The sequence below is a fragment of the Candidatus Merdisoma sp. JLR.KK011 genome, assembly GCF_036941125.1.
GTDB lineage: Bacteria > Bacillota > Clostridia > Lachnospirales > Lachnospiraceae > Laedolimicola.
Genome location: NZ_JAYWSZ010000003.1, coordinates 2,251,811 through 2,268,346, shown reverse-complemented (window position 1 = coordinate 2,268,346; position 16,536 = coordinate 2,251,811). Strand labels below are relative to the sequence as shown.

The window sequence follows — 16,536 nt, the reverse complement described above, 5'->3', positions numbered from 1 at the left end:
ATTTATGGGTGCTGCCATAACGGTAGGCGGCTAGTCCTTCTGCGGAGGGACTGTGACCCTCCGATTACATAGAAACCTGTGTGCAGGAATCTGGGAAAGGAGGGCTAAGTGGATGTTGACGATTGAAGGATTGATTTCAGTGCTTGGCTTATGCCTGACCTGCTTCGGTCTCGGATACGCCATCGGAAGCAAGGATAATAAGACACAAAAATAGCCGCCCAACAGTCCAGCAAACTTAGCGGCTATTTTTTGTAAGCTATGAACTGGGCCAGCCGTCTATCGGCAGCACCCTTTTATGCTTTTAGTGTAACAAATTCCCCTGCAGATGTCAAATGCCGGCAGTAATCATTTTTAGGGATTTTCCTGGGTATTCTTTAATTTTTGCTGAATGCTTCGGAAGCGGTCAGGGATTTCTTTGGGATCCAGGGTTTCGTGGATGGCGCAGGTTCCGGCCTGGGCGGCTGTTTCGTAGTACCATTCTTTGTAGTCGAGGATCTCTAAGGTTTCCTTAAGCTGGGTTATCTGGGAGAGGACCTGCTCTCTCTGGCGGCGGAACATGGAGAGACGCTTGGGGATGGTGGAGTCGCCTTCAGCGCACCATTCCATGAAGAGCCGGATGTCTTTGATGGACATGCCGGCTTTTTTCAGGCATTCGATGACAGAGAGGGATTCAAAGTCTTTGTCGCTGAACATGCGGATGCCGCCGCTGGAGCGTTCTACGAAGGGAAGGAGGCCTTCTTTGTCGTAGTAGCGCAGGGTGGAGGGCGGGATGTTTAGTTTTCTGGCGATTTCGCCTACGGTATAGAACATGGTGATACCTCGCTTTCGTAACCGTTCACATACAATTCTGTCTGCACTTGGCAGCCCTAGGGCCGCCAATACCTGTGTCAATATCTTTTTCTTGACTTAAAGTTCACTTTAAGTTGTATAATGTGAGCAAAGTTTAGAACTGGCTTGATTATAGCAGATTTTATGTCAGGCAGTCAAATCAGGGACGGAAGGAAAGGAGTTTGAGTATATGATTTATAAGAATTTTCAAGGTGAGAAGCTGTCGGCTCTGGGGCTTGGGTGTATGCGCCTGCCGGTGCTGGAGGGGAATGACGCCAGGATTGACGAGACGGCAGCCAAGGAGATGGTGGATTTTGCCATGGCCCAGGGGATTAATTATTATGATACGGCCTGGGGCTACCATGAGGGGAATTCGGAGCTTGTGATTGGCAGGGCTCTGGCGTCTTATCCCAGAGAGACGTTTTTTCTTGCTACGAAGTTCCCGGGGTATGATCTTTCCAACATGGATAAGGTGGAGGAGATTTTTGAGAAGCAGCTTGAGAAGTGCGGCGTAGAATACTTTGATTTTTACCTGTTCCACAATGTCTGCGAGATGAATATCGATGCTTACCTGGATGAGAAATATGGGATTTTTCCCTATCTTGTGGAGCAGAAGAAGAGAGGGCGTATCCGGCATCTGGGATTTTCCGCTCATGGAAGTGTGGAGGTGATGAAGCGCTTTTTGGAGGCTTACGGCTCTGAGATGGAGTTCTGCCAGATTCAGTTGAATTACCTGGACTGGAACTTCCAGGATGCCAAGGGGAAGGTGGAGCTTTTGAAGGAGTGGAAGCTGCCGGTATGGGTGATGGAGCCTCTGCGAGGCGGCAGGCTTGCGAAGCTTACGGATGATCAGGAGGCGAAGCTTCTGGCGCTGCGGCCAGAAGAGAAGATACCGGCCTGGGCCTTCCGGTTTCTGCAGACCATACCGGAGGTGACAGTGGTACTTTCGGGGATGTCGGATTTTTCCCAGCTTACGGAGAATTTACATACCTTTGAGACAGAAGAACCTCTGGAGGAACAGGAGTCGGAGGCGCTGCTTAAGATTGCAGACGGCCTTCTTGGAGGGACGCTCCCCTGTACGGCCTGTCATTACTGTGTGAGCCACTGTTCCCAGGGGCTGGAGATTCCCAAGCTTATTGCGCTCTATAATGAGCACTGCTTTACAGGCGGAGGCTTCCTGGCGCCTATGGCGCTGTCCGCAGAACCGCAGGAGAAACAGCCGGGCGCATGCGTGGGCTGCAGAAGCTGTGAGGCGGTTTGTCCCCAGGGGATTAAGATTTCGGAGGCTATGGCGGATTTTGCAGAGAAGCTTAAGGGATAATGGGGGAGTGAAAGGCCGGGAAAAATAGGATACAAGCTAAATCCCCATAAAGATTATGATAAAACCTCTCAGCCCTCCGTACACCCTTGTCCACGGAGGGCTGAAATTATAGATACTTTTCCAAGAGCTTCGTCATCTCGTCCAGATCAATGGGCTTTGCAATATGTGCATTCATTCCGCTGTTCAGACAGTTCTGGATATCCTCTGCAAAGGCATCGGCTGTCATAGCGATGATGGGAATGCTCAGGGCGTCTGGATGCTCCAGGGCGCGGATAGCCATAGAAGCTTCCAGACCGGTCATTACCGGCATCCGCAGATCCATTAAGATTGCGTCATAGAAGCCGGGCGCAGAGCCGGCGAATTTTTCCAGGCAGATCTGCCCGTTTTCAGCCCAATCCAGTTCCAGGCCCAGTTCCGATAAGAGCTCACTCGCTATCTCCCAGTTCAGATCGTTGTCTTCTGCCAGAAGGATTCTTTTGCCGGAAAGATCTGACTGGGATTTTTGTTCTGTCTTAAGGGCAGCATCCGCATGTTCCGGCAAAAGGTATGGTTTGAGGCCATAGTACAGGGTGGAGCGGAATAAGGGCTTGGCAATAAAGCCGGTTACGCCGGCGGCTTTGGCTTCATCGGCGATTTCGTTCCAGTCGTAGGCAGAGGTAAGCAGGATGGGAATCTGGTGTGTCAGGCGTTTGCGTATCTCACGGGTCAGTGTGACGCCGTCCGTCTCCGGAAGCTTCCAGTCCAGGAGAATCAGATCGTATTCCTGCTGATTTTCGGACTGGCTGCGAAGCATTAAAAGGGCGCTGTCGGCATCCAGGGTCCAGTCTGCATCAATGCCCATGGAGCTAAGAGCGGCAATTGTAGTTTCGCAGAGCTGAGGGTCATCGTCAACCAGAAGCACTCTGCTGCCAGGGAGAGCCATATCTGCTTCGTTAATCTGGGCCTTTTCCAAATCAAGAGTTACATGGAAGCAGGTGCCATTTCCCAGCTCGCTTTTCACCTCAATAGAGCCGCCCATCGCATCTACAATATACTTGGTAATGGCCATACCAAGGCCGCTGCCTTCGATTTTATGGACGCGTCTGCTGTCTGCCCGTGTAAAGGAATCAAATATTTTTTCCTGGAAATCTTTTGTCATACCGATTCCGTTGTCTTCCACCAGAATATGTATACGGATAAAAGGCTCCCCTTTTGGAGAGGTTTCTTCGTAGAGAGAAAGCTGGATGGAACCGCCTTCCGGTGTAAACTTTACAGAGTTTCCAAGAAGGTTCAGCAATATCTGTGTCAGACGGACGCTGTCGCAGCAGATGGTTTCCGCTGAAATGTCCCGGATAATTACATTGAAATTCTGGCTTTTTGTATGGAACTGAGGCTGGAGAATGCTTACAATCCCGTCGATTACTTCCCGGAGGGAAATCTGCTCTACAGACAAGGTCATTTTTCCGCTTTCGATTTTGGACATGTCAAGGACATCGTTGATAAGGCCCAGCAGATGCTTGCTGGACAGGCTGATTTTTTTCAGACAATTTTCCACTTTCTGCCGGTTGTCAAGGTTGGCAATCGCAATGGCGGTCATTCCTGTAATGGCGTTCATAGGCGTGCGGATGTCGTGGCTCATATTGGACAGGAATTCGCTTTTGGCCTTGCTGGCATAGACGGCCTCCTGGCTGAGCCGGTTCAGCTCCACGACCTTTTTCTTCATCTCCTGGAGATAAGCTCCGAATACCCAGAATAATGCGGCGATAATAATGATGCAGCCTCCCACCTCCATGTAGAGCCAGCTGTGGTTCAGCCGGGAAATCTCCTGATCCAGGGAGGTATAGGGCATATTCACAATCAGAAACCAATCGGAATAGGCCAGTTTGGTACAGTGCAGATGGCGGCGCTCTCCGTGGGTGGCGACTACGGCGGAATAGTGCTGCGTGCCGGTGAGGGCCGCACGGATATCTGTCACAAGAGCTTCGGCATCGTCGGGCAATTCTGCGTAGAGCTGTTCGAAATAATCGGCATGGGAAGAATCATCGGTTTTAATGGGAAAAGTTCCGTCCTGCCGGATAATATAAGAATAAACAGGGGAATCCAGGATATCCAGGGAAAGGGTGTTGCTGATATAATCCTTGGAAAGGCCGCCTACAAGAGCTATGTAGCGTGGATTGCGTTTTTGAAGGGCTGTGCTTGGGAGGCCGATTAGAACCTGGTTGTTTCCGTGGGAATCAAGGGCGGCATCAATTCTTTTTTCGCCGTTGTCAAGGGCATTTAGGAAGCTGTCCGGACATTTAGGAGTCAGGTCCCCGTAGATGGTTTCAAAGCGGCCGTCAGAGGTATAAAAGGCAAGACTTTCAAAGCCGTAGCTTCTGGCGTTTTCTGCAAGAAGCGTCTCCAGATGATGCTGATTGTAGCGGCGCATGTCAGAGGAGATGATAAGTGTCTCGAGCTGGGAAAAGCGCAGTTTAATGGTGGATGAAAAATGAAGGGCGCTTTCCTCGCTCATATTGTGCATATAGATATCACTGATTACACCGATTGTTTTTGTGCCTTTATGGTTCATATAGTAAGCAGAAAAAATGAAAATTCCTACGCAGAGTATGAGTACCAGAAAAAGCTTTGTGAGAAAGAGCTGATGATGCTTGTTCGCTGTATTTGTACGCATTTTTGCCTCCAGTTATGCTTTAAGCGGATGCACCTGCCTGCTGTCAGGATGGGCCGCTTAATCTTTTCTGTCAAGTTATCCTATCAAGGTCAAACTGTCATAAGACGGGCAGCTTCGGAAGATAAAATGTTTTTCTTCTCATTATACTAAGAAAGCCCGGATTTGTAAAAGGTTAATTGAAAAAGAGTTGATTGAAAAAAGGAGCGGTCTATTTTTTGTTACCAATTCACAAATCCCCTCCTGGGGGTTATTGACTTCCTTATGCAAGAGTGATAAAATTTAAGACATGTAGCAGTGTATTAAACACGATAAACCCAAGGAGGGACTGATTATTATGAGCGTATTGACAGATTTGATTTATGGCGGCTCCAACGCCGTTGCAGGACTGACTGAGAACGCAGTCAAGGAAGCCATTGCAAAGCACGGAGAGGATAAAAAGGTTGCGATGCCGGATACGGCGTATTTCCTGCCTACCATCTATGCGGCTACGGGCGTGAAGGTGAGCAAGCTGGGCGACCTGCCTGCCTGTGTCGGCGTGCTGAAGAGTCTGATTACCAACAAGGAGGATTTAGGCGATGCTCTGAACGCCGGTCTTGCCACAGCAGTGGGAGCAGAGATTATAGAGGCTCTGAAGTATGTGGAAAGTGCGGATCCTTACGGGGAGGACAGCGGAATCGGTTTTGTTCCCGATCCCATCATCCGTTCTCTTGGAGTTCCCCTTGTAACCGGCGATATCCCCGGAGTGGCCGTTGTGCTGGGCAAGGCCGATGATGCCGCTAATGTGGTGGATGTGGTAAAGGATTACCAGAGCAAGGGTATTATGACCTTTTTGATCGGCGATGTGATTGAGCAGTGCGTCGAGGGCGGTGTGAAGATTGGCCTGGATTTCCGTGTAGTTCCCCTGGGACATGATGTGACTTCTGTCATTCATGTTGTGACTGTGGCCATTCGTGCGGCTCTGATCTTTGGCAACGTAACGCCGGGCGATCTGCCGGGACTGCTTGCCTATACCAAGGAGAGAGTACCCGCTTTCGTCAACACCTTCGGCGCGTTGAATGAAGTTGTTGTATCGGCAGGCGCAGGGGCGATTGCCCTCGGCTTCCCGGTGGTGGCAGATGTAGATCTTGGAGAGAACCAGGTGCCTGGCGCACTGGAGTCCGTAACGGATCATTCCATGACGGTTAAGAAGTCCTTAGAGCTTCGCAACATTAAGATTAAGGTAAAAGAGCTTCCTATCCCGGTTGCATTTGCCTCGGCATTTGAGGGTGAGATCATCCGTAAGGGCGATATGCAGGTAGAGTTCAGCTCTCACAAGCAGCCCACCTGCGAGCTGGTTCAGACGAGAGCAGACGGGGAGGTTGAGGATCACAAGATCACCATTGTGGGCGGCGACCTGGATGAGCTGGAAGCAGGCGGAACCTATGCCCTGGCTACCTTTGTGGAGGTTGCAGGCGCTAAGATGCAGTCTGACTTTGAGTCGGTTATCGAGCGTAAGATTCATGCATGGTTCAACTATATGGAAGGTGTGATGCACACCGGACAGAGGAATCAGATTCGCGTGCGTATCAATAAGGAGGCGTTTGAGAAGGGCCTGCGCCTGACTCATTTTGCAGAGGTTCTCTATGCAATGATTATGGACGAATTTGATATTGTTGTGGATAAATGCCAGATTACTATGGTAACGGATGCTGCCAAGGTGCAGGAGATCCTGGACGGAACGGCTATGCCGGCCTACGCTTCCAGAGACCAGAGACTGGAGTCCTTGACGGATGAGAGCGTGGATGTATTCTATACCTGTACGCTGTGCCAGTCCTTTGCTCCCTCTCACTGCTGCGTGGTAACGCCTGAGAGACTGGGACTTTGCGGAGCTGTTTCATGGCTGGATGCAAAGGCAACCAAGGAGCTGACGCCTACCGGCCCCTGCCAGCCCATTTCCAAGGAAGGCTGCGAGGATGAAACGAAAGGTGTATATCCGGATGTAAACCGTATGGTAGAGCAGGCCACACAGGGCGCTCTTACCAAGGTTACACTGTACTCCATTATGGAGGATCCCATGACCTCCTGCGGATGCTTTGAGTGTATCTGCGGTATTGAGCCATTCTCCAACGGTGTTATTATTGCAAATCGTGAATATGCCGGCATGACGCCTCTTGGCATGACCTTCGGCGAGCTGGCCTCCATGACAGGCGGCGGCGTTCAGACACCCGGATTTATGGGACATGGCAGACACTTTATCGCTTCCAAGAAGTTTATGAGCGCAGAGGGCGGCTTTGAGCGTATTGTCTGGATGCCCAAGGAGCTGAAGGACGATGTGGCTGAGCGGCTGAATAAATCTGCCAAGGAGAAATACGGCATTGACAATTTCTGCGACATGATTGCGGACGAGACAATTGCGACGGATGAGGAGACCTTGATGGCGTTCCTGACCGAGAAGAGCCATCCGGTATTAGGACTGGATCCGATTATGTAAGCGCAGTAACAGGTAAATGAGAGATTCCCCCGTTTACAGCTTGAAAGGCTGGGACGGGGGAATTTTGGGAGTAAACGTATGAAACTGAAACGAATCAAAGGTGATTTTACCATATGTACAGTTGCGGATGAAAATGAAATTGATCTGACAAAAGAATTCTGCTTTGCAGGGAAGACGGATGAGGAGATTTCCCTTGTCTGTATGACGTGGGACGTGCCGGAGCGTACCCTGCGAAGAGAAGACGGGTGGAAGGCTTTTCGCATAGAAGGAGAGCTTGATTTTTCACTGATTGGGATTTTGGCGGAGATTTCTGCTTTGCTTGCGGCGGCAAAGATTGGGATTTTCGTGGTGTCTACTTATAAGACAGATTATGTGCTGGTGAAGAAAGAGCAGTATGAGAAGGCGCTTGGAACTCTTGGGGGGGAAGGGTATGAGATAGATTAAGAGAAATGTGCGGTTGAAGTAAAGGTAAAGATGATATACGATGGGGAAAAAGGGGATATCATTAATCAGTATGTAGCCTTTACCAAGATTTACAATGACCAGATAAAACTGCATGGAAGAACAAGAAAAGCAGTTTGGGAGACGATTCATATCTGCAGAAACCAGGATGTTTTAAAAGAATATCTGGAGCAAAGAGAAAAGGAGGTTGTGGACATTATGATGACATTGTTTGATGATGAGTATATCCTTCGGACTTATATTGCAAGTGAAGTGAAAGAGGCGTCAGAGAAAGCAGCCAAAAAAGCAGCAAAGAAAGCAGCAAAGGAAGCAGAAAAAGAAGCTGTCAAAAAGGCAATGTCAGCCGCAAAGAAGCTATATGAAAAAGGAACTTCCGTGGAGGACATTGCAGAGGTTCTTGAAGTGCCTGCAGAAAAAATAAAAGAATGGCTGGGACTGGCAGAGGGATAAGAGAAAACAGGCAATGGAAAAGCAGGCATTTGGAAGATTGGAAATGTGGGACTTTTGACAGTTCCACATTTTCTTAGCAGCCGGTATAAATGCAGCAAAGACGGCTGCCCATGGAGGCAACAGGAGGTGATAAACATATGCGTGCAGTAGTCTTAGTAGACAATCTGGCAAAAAACAATCTTTCCCCGGAATGGGGCTTATCCTTCTATCTGGAATACGAAGGCAATAAAATCCTTCTGGATACCGGGGCCTCCGGCCGTTTCATAAAAAATGCAGATGCCATGGGAATCGATCTTGCAGCCATAGAATGCGGCGTTCTGTCCCATGCCCACTATGACCATGCAGACGGCATGGGAGAATTTTTTCTTCGAAATCAAAAAGCCCTTTTCTATCTGAGGGAGGGAGCCGGGGAAAACTGCTACGGAAAGAGATGGTGTTTCCGCAAATACATAGGCATTCACAGGGGATTGTTGAAAACTTATGGGGAACGGATCCGATACGTTTCCGGAAATTATGAGATTCTGCCGGGAGTAACCCTGATTCCCCATACCACCAAAGACCTGGAGGAAATCGCAAAGGGCGTAGACCTGTATGTAAAAGAAGGCGGAAAGCTTCGGCCGGATTCCTTTGCCCACGAGCAGAGCCTGGTCTTTGATACAAAAAAAGGGCTTGTGATATTCAGCAGCTGTTCCCACGCAGGAGCAGATAATATCATCCGGGAGACAGAGGAAGCGTTTCCAGGGAAGAAGCTGTATGCCATGCTGGGGGGATTTCACCTCTACAAATCTTCTAAGGAGGAGGTTCGGGCTTTGGCAGAGCGCATCCGCAGAACAGGAATCAGAAAAATATATACAGGACACTGTACAGGAAAACCGGCATTTGCTATATTAAAGGAGGAACTAGGCAGCTGCGCAGAGCAGATTTATACAGGGATGGAGATGGAACTGTAGCTGTGCACTGATTTGAGAACATCGGGGTACTGGAATCAGTAATATTCCTCAGAGTACACAAATCAATTTACAGGTATATGCGTTTGTGACAGGAAATTGATTTCATTCTTCCGTATAACAGTTCGATAGCGGTTGAAAAGCAGATGATTTATGACTAAAATGTGAACTAATAATTTAATTGGAATAAATTTTGGAGAATACGATGAATAAGCAATCACAATACCTGGCTCATAAAACAGAAGACAGAGAACAAACAGTTTTACAGCATTTAACGGGAACTTCCAAACTTTCTGAGCAGTTTGCCTCATCCTTTGGAAAAGGAAAACAGGGTGAAATGGCAGGATACCTGCATGATATTGGAAAATATTCCCGATTATTTCAAGAAAGAATTCAAAATCCAGAATGTATAAAAAGATGTGACCACTCAACTGCCGGTGCAATAGAAGCTTTTAACCAAAGACAGCTCTATGTGGCAATGTGCATTTTGGGCCATCATGGCGGCCTCTTGAATATGGGAGGAAAAATGGATGCCAGTGAGGATGGAACGGTTCTGGGACGTTTGAGAAAAGGCATGGAGGGAAAGATACCGGATTATAGTATATGGAAAGAGCTATGTCCCAATGGGAATTTTGAGGATGTTCCGGAAATAGACGCTCACCAAACGCCATTTGAGCGGTATATGGAGATAAAGATGCTCTATTCATCTCTTGTGGATGCCGATTTTTTAGACACAGAGAATTTTATGGAGGAGGGGACGGTTCCAAGAGGAGGTTATGATAATTTAGAGCAGCTAAAAAAACGTCTGGAAAATTATTTGGAAAATAAGAAATGGCTGGGTTCAAAAGCAGGAATCAATGGGATGCGCACGGAGATCTTAGAGACAGCAGCAGAGCAGGGAAGAAAGCATACAAGAGGCATCTACACGCTGACCGTACCAACCGGAGGAGGGAAAACAATAAGCTCTCTGCGCTTTGCCCTGCACCATGGGGCAGAGCATGGATTAGAACGGATTATCTATGTAATTCCATACGTAAATATCATAGAACAGACTGCAGAGAAATTTCGAGAGATATTAGGAAGCAGGAACGTATTGGAACATCATTCCAATGTAATATATGAAGAGGAAGATGAGCAGGAGCAGCGGCGGTTTCAATTGGCAAGTGAAAATTGGGACGCGACGGTGATTGTTACAACAGCAGTTCAGTTCTTTGAGTCTCTATTTCATAACAAGCCGTCACGATGCCGGAAGCTTCACAATATTGCAAACAGCGTGATTATATATGATGAAGTGCAGATGCTTCCCGTAAGCCATTGGATTCCCTGTATTCATGCATTGGAAGAATTATCAAAATCCTATAGAACCACCCAGGTGCTTTGCACGGCAACGCAGCCGGCAGTGGAATTCCCAGAGAAAACATTTCCTTATGAAATAATAAAGGAACCCAAAAGGTATTTTGGAAGATTCAAAAGAGTGGCTTTCCGGAACACCGGTCTTATTACCCTGGAGGAGGCTGCAGAAAGGATAGAGGGCAGCAGGCAGGTGCTGTGTATTGTGAACACAAAGCGGACAGCACAGAGCCTGTATCATATGGTGCCGGAAAAAGAGGGCGTTTTTCATTTGACAACCATGATGATTCCCGTACATAGAAAAGAAGTCCTGAAACAAATCAAAGAAAGGCTTAAAGTGGGAAAGCCGTGTAAGGTCATTGCCACATCATTGGTAGAGGCAGGCGTGGACTTGGATTTTCCGTATGTTATGCGGGAACAGGCAGGCTTAGATTCCATTTTACAGGCGGCAGGAAGATGCAATCGAAATGGCAGCAGGAATTCAGGGGAGAGCATAACAGAGGTATTTGAGCTGGAGGGGCGCATTCCTCTATCTATCCGGCAGCAGGTGGATGCGGCACGTTATGTTATGAGGCAGTATGAAGAATGGGATTCTTTGGAGGCCATAGAGGCTTACTTCAAATTTTGGAGAGAACTTCGGGGAAAGGAGAACCTGGATCAGAAACGGGTGATGGAAAAGGTGAACCGGTTTGCATTTCGTGAAATAGCAGAGGTGTTTCGGTTCATTGAAAATGATACCTATACGGTATATATTCCCTGGAGGGAAGATGGCGAGGAATTGATAAACCGGCTTAGATACGGCTTCTGCGACAAGGCGTTGTTCCGGGCATTGGGAAGATATGGAGTGAATGTTTTCGAGCTTCATTACAGAGAATTGGTACGCTTGGGAAATGTTGAGCTGATAAATGGCATTGCGGTTTTGACAAACAGGAACCTTTACCATGAAGATACAGGATTAGAATTTCAGACAGAGGAGGGGATTGCTATATTTTGTTGAATAATGTGGAAAAGAAATCGAGAGGAGGAAAAAGATGTCCATAAGGTTGGAAGTATGGGGTGATTATGCATGCTATACGAGACCGGAGCTGAAAACAGAGAGGTATACCTATGACGTGATCACGCCGGGAGCGGCAGCCGGCATATTGGAAGCGATTTTCTGGCATCCGGGGCTGCATTATCAGATAGACAGAGTCTATGTATTGAGTCCTATACAATTTACCAGTATAAGGAGAAATGAAGTAAAATCAAAGATAGGAGGTTCAGGGATTAAGTCAGCCATCAAAAAGGGAGAATTCGGAGCGCTTTATCTGAACACGAAAGCCGAAATTGTACAGCGTGCCGCAACAGTGCTGAAGAATGTCCATTATGTGATCGAGGCCCATTTTGATATTGGATCCGAAGCAAATCAAACGGATAATGCAGGGAAATTCCAGGATATGTTAAAGCGCAGAGCCAGAAAAGGTCAATGTTATCATCAGCCATATTTCGGCTCCAGGGAATTTCCGGTTAACTTCCGATTATGGGAAGGAGGAGAAATTGTTACGGCGTACGAAGGCCAGGAGAAAGATTTGGGAATCATGCTGCATCATATGGAATATACACCAAGAAGATTAAAAGACGGTACGGTCGTTTATGATGCTAGTCCTGTATTTTTTAGGGCAAAGCTGAAAAATGGGGTTCTGGATCTTCGGGAGAGCGAGGTGCTGAGATGATTTTTTATGAATTGGTGCAATTGTATCAGCAATTGGTGCGGCAGGGAAAGATAGGCGCACCTGGATGGGTGAACGAGAAGGTTTCTTACGGCATAATGCTTGATGAGAATGGGACAATTGTACAGCTGATTTCTAAGAAAAAGGATAATGGAAAGGGAGATAAGATGCTGGTTCCCCAGCACCCGGGCAGAACAAGCGGAACGCTGGCATTTTTTCTATGGGATAACGAAAAATATCTGTTGGGCTTGGATGCGGAAGGAAAACCGGAAAAGGCAAGAGAACGGTTTGAGGCATCTAAAAAACGGCACCTGGATTTGCTGGAAAAACTGGACACAAAGGCCGCATTGGCAGTAAAAAATTTTTTCCTCACATGGGAACCGGAAAAAGCTTTGGAGAATGAACAGATAAAACCGGATTTGGAGGATTTGCTGAAAGGAGCTAATCTTGTTTTTTATTATCAAGCCAGACCGGTATTGGAAGATGTTAAAATAAGGGAAATGTGGGAACAACATATAAACCGTAAGGAGGAGAAAGAAGCAAGGATCTGTCTGGTGACGGGCAAAAAAGAGCCGATTGCGAGACTTCATCCCTTGATTAAAGGAGTGAGGGGGGCGCAATCCAGCGGCGCTTCTCTGGTATCTTTCAATGCGGATGCATTCTGTTCTTATGAAATGGAGAGCGGAAGCAATGCACAGACTAGTGAAGCTGCAGCAAGTGCATACGGAGCGGCATTGAATTATCTCCTTGCAGATACACAAAGAGTTTTTACGGCGGGGGATGTGACGGTAACAGGATGGGTGGAAGAAGGAGAAGGTGTATATCAAGATTTGCTTATGGCTCTGTTAAATCAGGATAAGACTATTCAGGATGCAGATATACAAGAAGCACTGAAAAAGCTTCTAAGAGGAGAAAGCATTGCATGGGAAGAGAAGGCGATTGATCCGGATCATACATTTTATATATTGGGTCTTTCTCCTAATGCTGCGCGTTTGTCTGTTCGGTTTTTTTTGAAAAATCGTTTTGGTGCATGGTTAGAGAATATACAGGCCCATGAAAAACGGTTAGAGATTGTATTACCGGAGCGTGTTGTACGGCCATACCTGCCTTTTTGGATGATATTGGAGGAGATGAAGGCTCCGGGAGGAAAGGATACAATACCGCCTTTGACAGCGGCGCTCCTGCAGTCAATTTTAAGAAATGCAAGGTATCCGGATGAATTATTATACTGTACAATTCGGAGAATTCGGGCAGATCACCATTTGAACTGGAAGCGTGCGGCAATTTTAAAAGCATATTTAAGTAAAAATAGTGTGAATCAGAAAAACAGGGAGGGATGCAGCGTGGGGCTGAACACAGAAACAAATAATCAGGCGTACCTTTTGGGAAGACTGTTTTCCATGTTGGAAAGTATTCAGGAAGCATCGGCAGGCGGAACACTCAATACAACTATAAAAGATCAGTATTTAAACAGTATGTGCAGTACACCGGCACTGGTAATGGCACAGCTTTTAAAATTGAAAGAAAGCCATACGAAGAAGCTGCGGAGGGATAAGCCCGGACTGGCAGTAAAATTAGAAAAGCAGCTTACGGAAATTGTGAGCAGGCTTGAAATCAATATTCCGACCCAGTTAAGTTTGGAAGAACAGGCTGTATTTATGCTGGGGTACTATCATCAGACACAAAAAAGATATGAGAAAAAACAGGAGGAAGAGTAGATGAGTGAAGTAATCAAAAACCGTTATGATTTTGTAGTTTTGTTTGATGTGGAGAATGGAAATCCTAATGGAGATCCGGACAATGGGAATGCTCCCAGGGTAGATTTGGATACCGGGCATGGAATTGTAACGGATGTATGTCTGAAAAGAAAGATTCGTAATTATGTGGAGACGGTAAAAGAGGAAGAAGAAGGCTACCAGATTTATATTAAAGAGGGAATTCCTTTAAATACCAGTGATGCGAAGGCTTTTGCGGAGCTGTCCATTGACGAGAAAAAAATACCTGCAATGAAAAAAGAAGATCCCACATTAGACAAGAAGATTCGGGACTTTATGTGTTCGAGGTTTTTTGATATACGGACGTTTGGTGCCGTGATGACAACATTTGTGAAAGCAAATTTGAATTGCGGACAAGTTCGTGGACCTGTACAGCTTGGATTTGCCAGATCTGTAGATCCCATTGTACCGCAAAGTCTGACGATTACGAGAGTTGCCATTACCACAGAGAAAGATGCGGAGAAAAAGAAAACAGAGATGGGGAGAAAAGAAATTGTTCCTTATGGTTTATACCGTGTGGAGGGGTTTGTTTCTGCAAATCTTGCACGAAAGGTGACGGGATTTACTGAGGCTGATTTGGAACTTTTGTGGGAAGCAATCATAAACATGTTTGAGCATGATCATTCGGCCGCCAGAGGGAAGATGGCTGTTCGGGATTTAATTATTTTTAAACATGATTCGGAATTGGGAAATGCACCGTCTTATAAGCTGTTTGACTCCGTGGCAGTAGAAAAGAAGAATGCCGAAACACAGGCAAGGTGCTATGGAGACTATGAGGTGCGGATTTATGAAGAAAAGATTCCGGAGGGAGTTACATGTATCCGAAAGAGCTGAGCAGATATAAGGAAGAAGACTATCTGATGCTCTCCGGAATTCAGCATTTTTCATTTTGCAGAAGGCAGTGGGCGCTGATTCACATTGAACAGCAATGGGATGAAAATTTAAGGACAGTAGAAGGAAATATTTTTCATAAGAAAGCCCATGACGGCTATTCATCTGAAAAGAGACGGGATGTTATCATATCCAGGGGGATGCCTGTATTTTCCCCTGCGCTTGGAATCAGCGGGGTATGTGATATTGTTGAATTTTACAGGGATGATAAGAAAGGCATTTCTTTACATGGAAGAGAGGGCAGATATCTGGTTTATCCGGTAGAGTACAAAAAGGGACAGCCAAAAGAGGATGAAGCAGATGTTCTTCAGCTGGCAGCACAGGCTATGTGTCTGGAGGAGATGCTGGAGTGTGAGATTGAGAAAGGATATCTGTATTATGGAGAAATACGGCGAAGAATTGAGGTGTGGCTGGATGAAAAAATCCGGCAGCAGGTAAGAGATACATTTGAGGAAATGCATCATTATTATGAACGCAGGTATACGCCGAAAGTAAAGCGGACGAAAGCCTGCAATGCCTGTTCTTTGAAAGACTTATGTATTCCCAAGTTAATGAAAGAACGATGTGTAAAAGAGTATATTTCCAAACGGATAGAAGAGGAGAGTGAGGATTGAAAAAGCTGCTTAATACACTTTATATTACTTCCTCAGATAAATATCTTTCTTTAGATGGAGAAAATGTAGTAGTTTTGTCTGAAAAACAGGAAGTGGGCAGAGTGCCGTTACATAACCTGGAGGCTATTGTGACATTTGGTTTTACAGGAGCAAGCCCTGTTTTGATGGGAGCATGTGCCAAAAGGAATGTGGCCCTTTCTTTCCTGTCCCAATCCGGACGTTTTCTGGCCAGAGTTTCGGGAGAAGTGCGTGGAAATGTTCTGCTAAGAAAGAAGCAGTATTTTCTGTCAGAGGATGAAGAAGCCAGTCTTACTATTGCAAAAAATTTTATAACAGGGAAAGTCTTTAATGCCAGATGGGTGCTGGAGCGTGCTGCACGGGATCATGCTATGCGTCTGGATATGGAGCGAATGAAAAGTGTTTCCGGACAATTAAAGAAGTCATTAGGAACTGTCAGAAGATGTGATTCTATGGGAACTTTGCGTGGAATTGAAGGAGAAGCGGCCGGCTTATATTTTTCCGTATTTGATGAAATGATATTGCAGCAGAAAGAGGATTTTTCTTTTCATAGAAGAAGCAGGCGTCCTTCCTTGGATGCGACCAATGCATTGCTTTCTTTTACCTATACTTTGCTGACAAATATGTGTGCGGCGGCATTGGAAACAGTGGGATTTGATCCCTATGTGGGTTTTATGCATACGGATCGTCCGGGAAGAGCATCTTTGGCTTTGGATTTGATGGAAGAATTGAGGGCGGTATTTGCTGATAGGTTTGTTCTCTCTTTGATTAATAAGCGGATGGTATCTTCCTCTGGATTTCGACAGAAAGAAAACGGGGCAGTTATCATGGATGATGACACTAGAAAGAGCGTTTTGTCTGCCTGGCAGATGCGAAAGCAAGAAGTGATCCGGCATCCCTTTTTAGAAGAAAAGGTGGAATGGGGGATGGTGCCATATACACAGGCATTGCTTTTGGCACGCTATATTCGGGGAGATTTGGATGAATATCCGCCGTTTATGTGGAAATAAGACTGATTCCTGGTGGGCAGCGAGCCGGACGGACATTTGGA

Annotated in this window: 13 protein-coding genes; 11 read left to right on the top strand and 2 right to left on the bottom strand. The window is 46.6% G+C overall.

Features of this window, described 5'->3' with window-relative positions:
* Positions 1-351: 351 nt before the first annotated feature.
* Complete coding sequence (locus VV089_RS12220) at positions 352-891, bottom strand: MerR family transcriptional regulator (protein ID WP_334336043.1); 540 nt, start codon at positions 889-891, stop codon at positions 352-354.
* Between the two features lie 127 nt (positions 892-1,018).
* Between VV089_RS12220 and VV089_RS12215 the strand changes: the two genes are divergently transcribed.
* Positions 1,019-2,149, top strand: coding sequence for an aldo/keto reductase (locus tag VV089_RS12215; RefSeq protein WP_334336042.1), 1,131 nt, complete (start codon positions 1,019-1,021; stop codon positions 2,147-2,149).
* A 106-nt stretch (positions 2,150-2,255) separates the two neighbouring features.
* Here the strand turns inward: VV089_RS12215 and VV089_RS12210 are convergent, their stop codons facing one another.
* A complete protein-coding gene (locus VV089_RS12210) occupies positions 2,256-4,799 on the bottom strand; it encodes a hybrid sensor histidine kinase/response regulator (protein ID WP_334336041.1) in 2,544 nt (847 codons plus the stop codon).
* 334 nt (positions 4,800-5,133) lie between these two features.
* Here VV089_RS12210 and acsB point away from each other — a divergent pair, with 334 nt between their 5' ends.
* From acsB to cas1c, 10 genes are all read left to right on the top strand, one after another.
* Complete coding sequence (acsB, locus tag VV089_RS12205; protein WP_172544086.1) at positions 5,134-7,269, top strand: acetyl-CoA decarbonylase/synthase complex subunit alpha/beta; 2,136 nt, start codon at positions 5,134-5,136, stop codon at positions 7,267-7,269.
* Between the two features lie 78 nt (positions 7,270-7,347).
* Complete coding sequence (locus VV089_RS12200) at positions 7,348-7,713, top strand: ACT domain-containing protein (RefSeq protein WP_334336040.1); 366 nt, start codon at positions 7,348-7,350, stop codon at positions 7,711-7,713.
* A gap of 30 nt (positions 7,714-7,743) precedes the next feature.
* Entirely contained in the window at positions 7,744-8,181 is a 438-nt protein-coding gene (locus tag VV089_RS12195) for a hypothetical protein (RefSeq protein ID WP_334336039.1), read from the top strand.
* Between the two features lie 137 nt (positions 8,182-8,318).
* On the top strand, positions 8,319-9,131 hold the full coding sequence (locus tag VV089_RS12190) for an MBL fold metallo-hydrolase (protein ID WP_334336038.1): 813 nt from the start codon (positions 8,319-8,321) through the stop codon (positions 9,129-9,131).
* A gap of 202 nt (positions 9,132-9,333) precedes the next feature.
* Complete coding sequence (cas3, locus tag VV089_RS12185) at positions 9,334-11,475, top strand: CRISPR-associated helicase Cas3' (protein ID WP_334336037.1); 2,142 nt, start codon at positions 9,334-9,336, stop codon at positions 11,473-11,475.
* A gap of 34 nt (positions 11,476-11,509) precedes the next feature.
* Positions 11,510-12,190 carry a type I-C CRISPR-associated protein Cas5c gene (gene cas5c / locus VV089_RS12180; RefSeq protein WP_334336036.1) on the top strand — a complete coding sequence of 227 codons (681 nt, stop codon included), beginning with the start codon at positions 11,510-11,512 and terminating at the stop codon, positions 12,188-12,190.
* Positions 12,187-13,905, top strand: a complete 1,719-nt coding sequence (gene cas8c, locus VV089_RS12175) for a type I-C CRISPR-associated protein Cas8c/Csd1 (RefSeq protein WP_334336035.1) — start codon at positions 12,187-12,189, stop codon at positions 13,903-13,905. Before cas5c ends, cas8c begins: the two co-directional genes overlap by 4 nt.
* Positions 13,906-14,796: a type I-C CRISPR-associated protein Cas7/Csd2 gene (gene cas7c, locus VV089_RS12170; protein WP_334336034.1), complete on the top strand. Its 891-nt coding sequence runs from the start codon at positions 13,906-13,908 to the stop codon at positions 14,794-14,796.
* Positions 14,778-15,467: a CRISPR-associated protein Cas4 gene (gene cas4, locus VV089_RS12165; RefSeq protein ID WP_334336033.1), complete on the top strand. Its 690-nt coding sequence runs from the start codon at positions 14,778-14,780 to the stop codon at positions 15,465-15,467. The genes cas7c and cas4 overlap by 19 nt, the downstream gene beginning before the upstream one ends.
* Positions 15,464-16,495: a type I-C CRISPR-associated endonuclease Cas1c gene (gene cas1c / locus VV089_RS12160; protein ID WP_334336032.1), complete on the top strand. Its 1,032-nt coding sequence runs from the start codon at positions 15,464-15,466 to the stop codon at positions 16,493-16,495. Before cas4 ends, cas1c begins: the two co-directional genes overlap by 4 nt.
* Positions 16,496-16,536 lie beyond the last annotated feature (41 nt).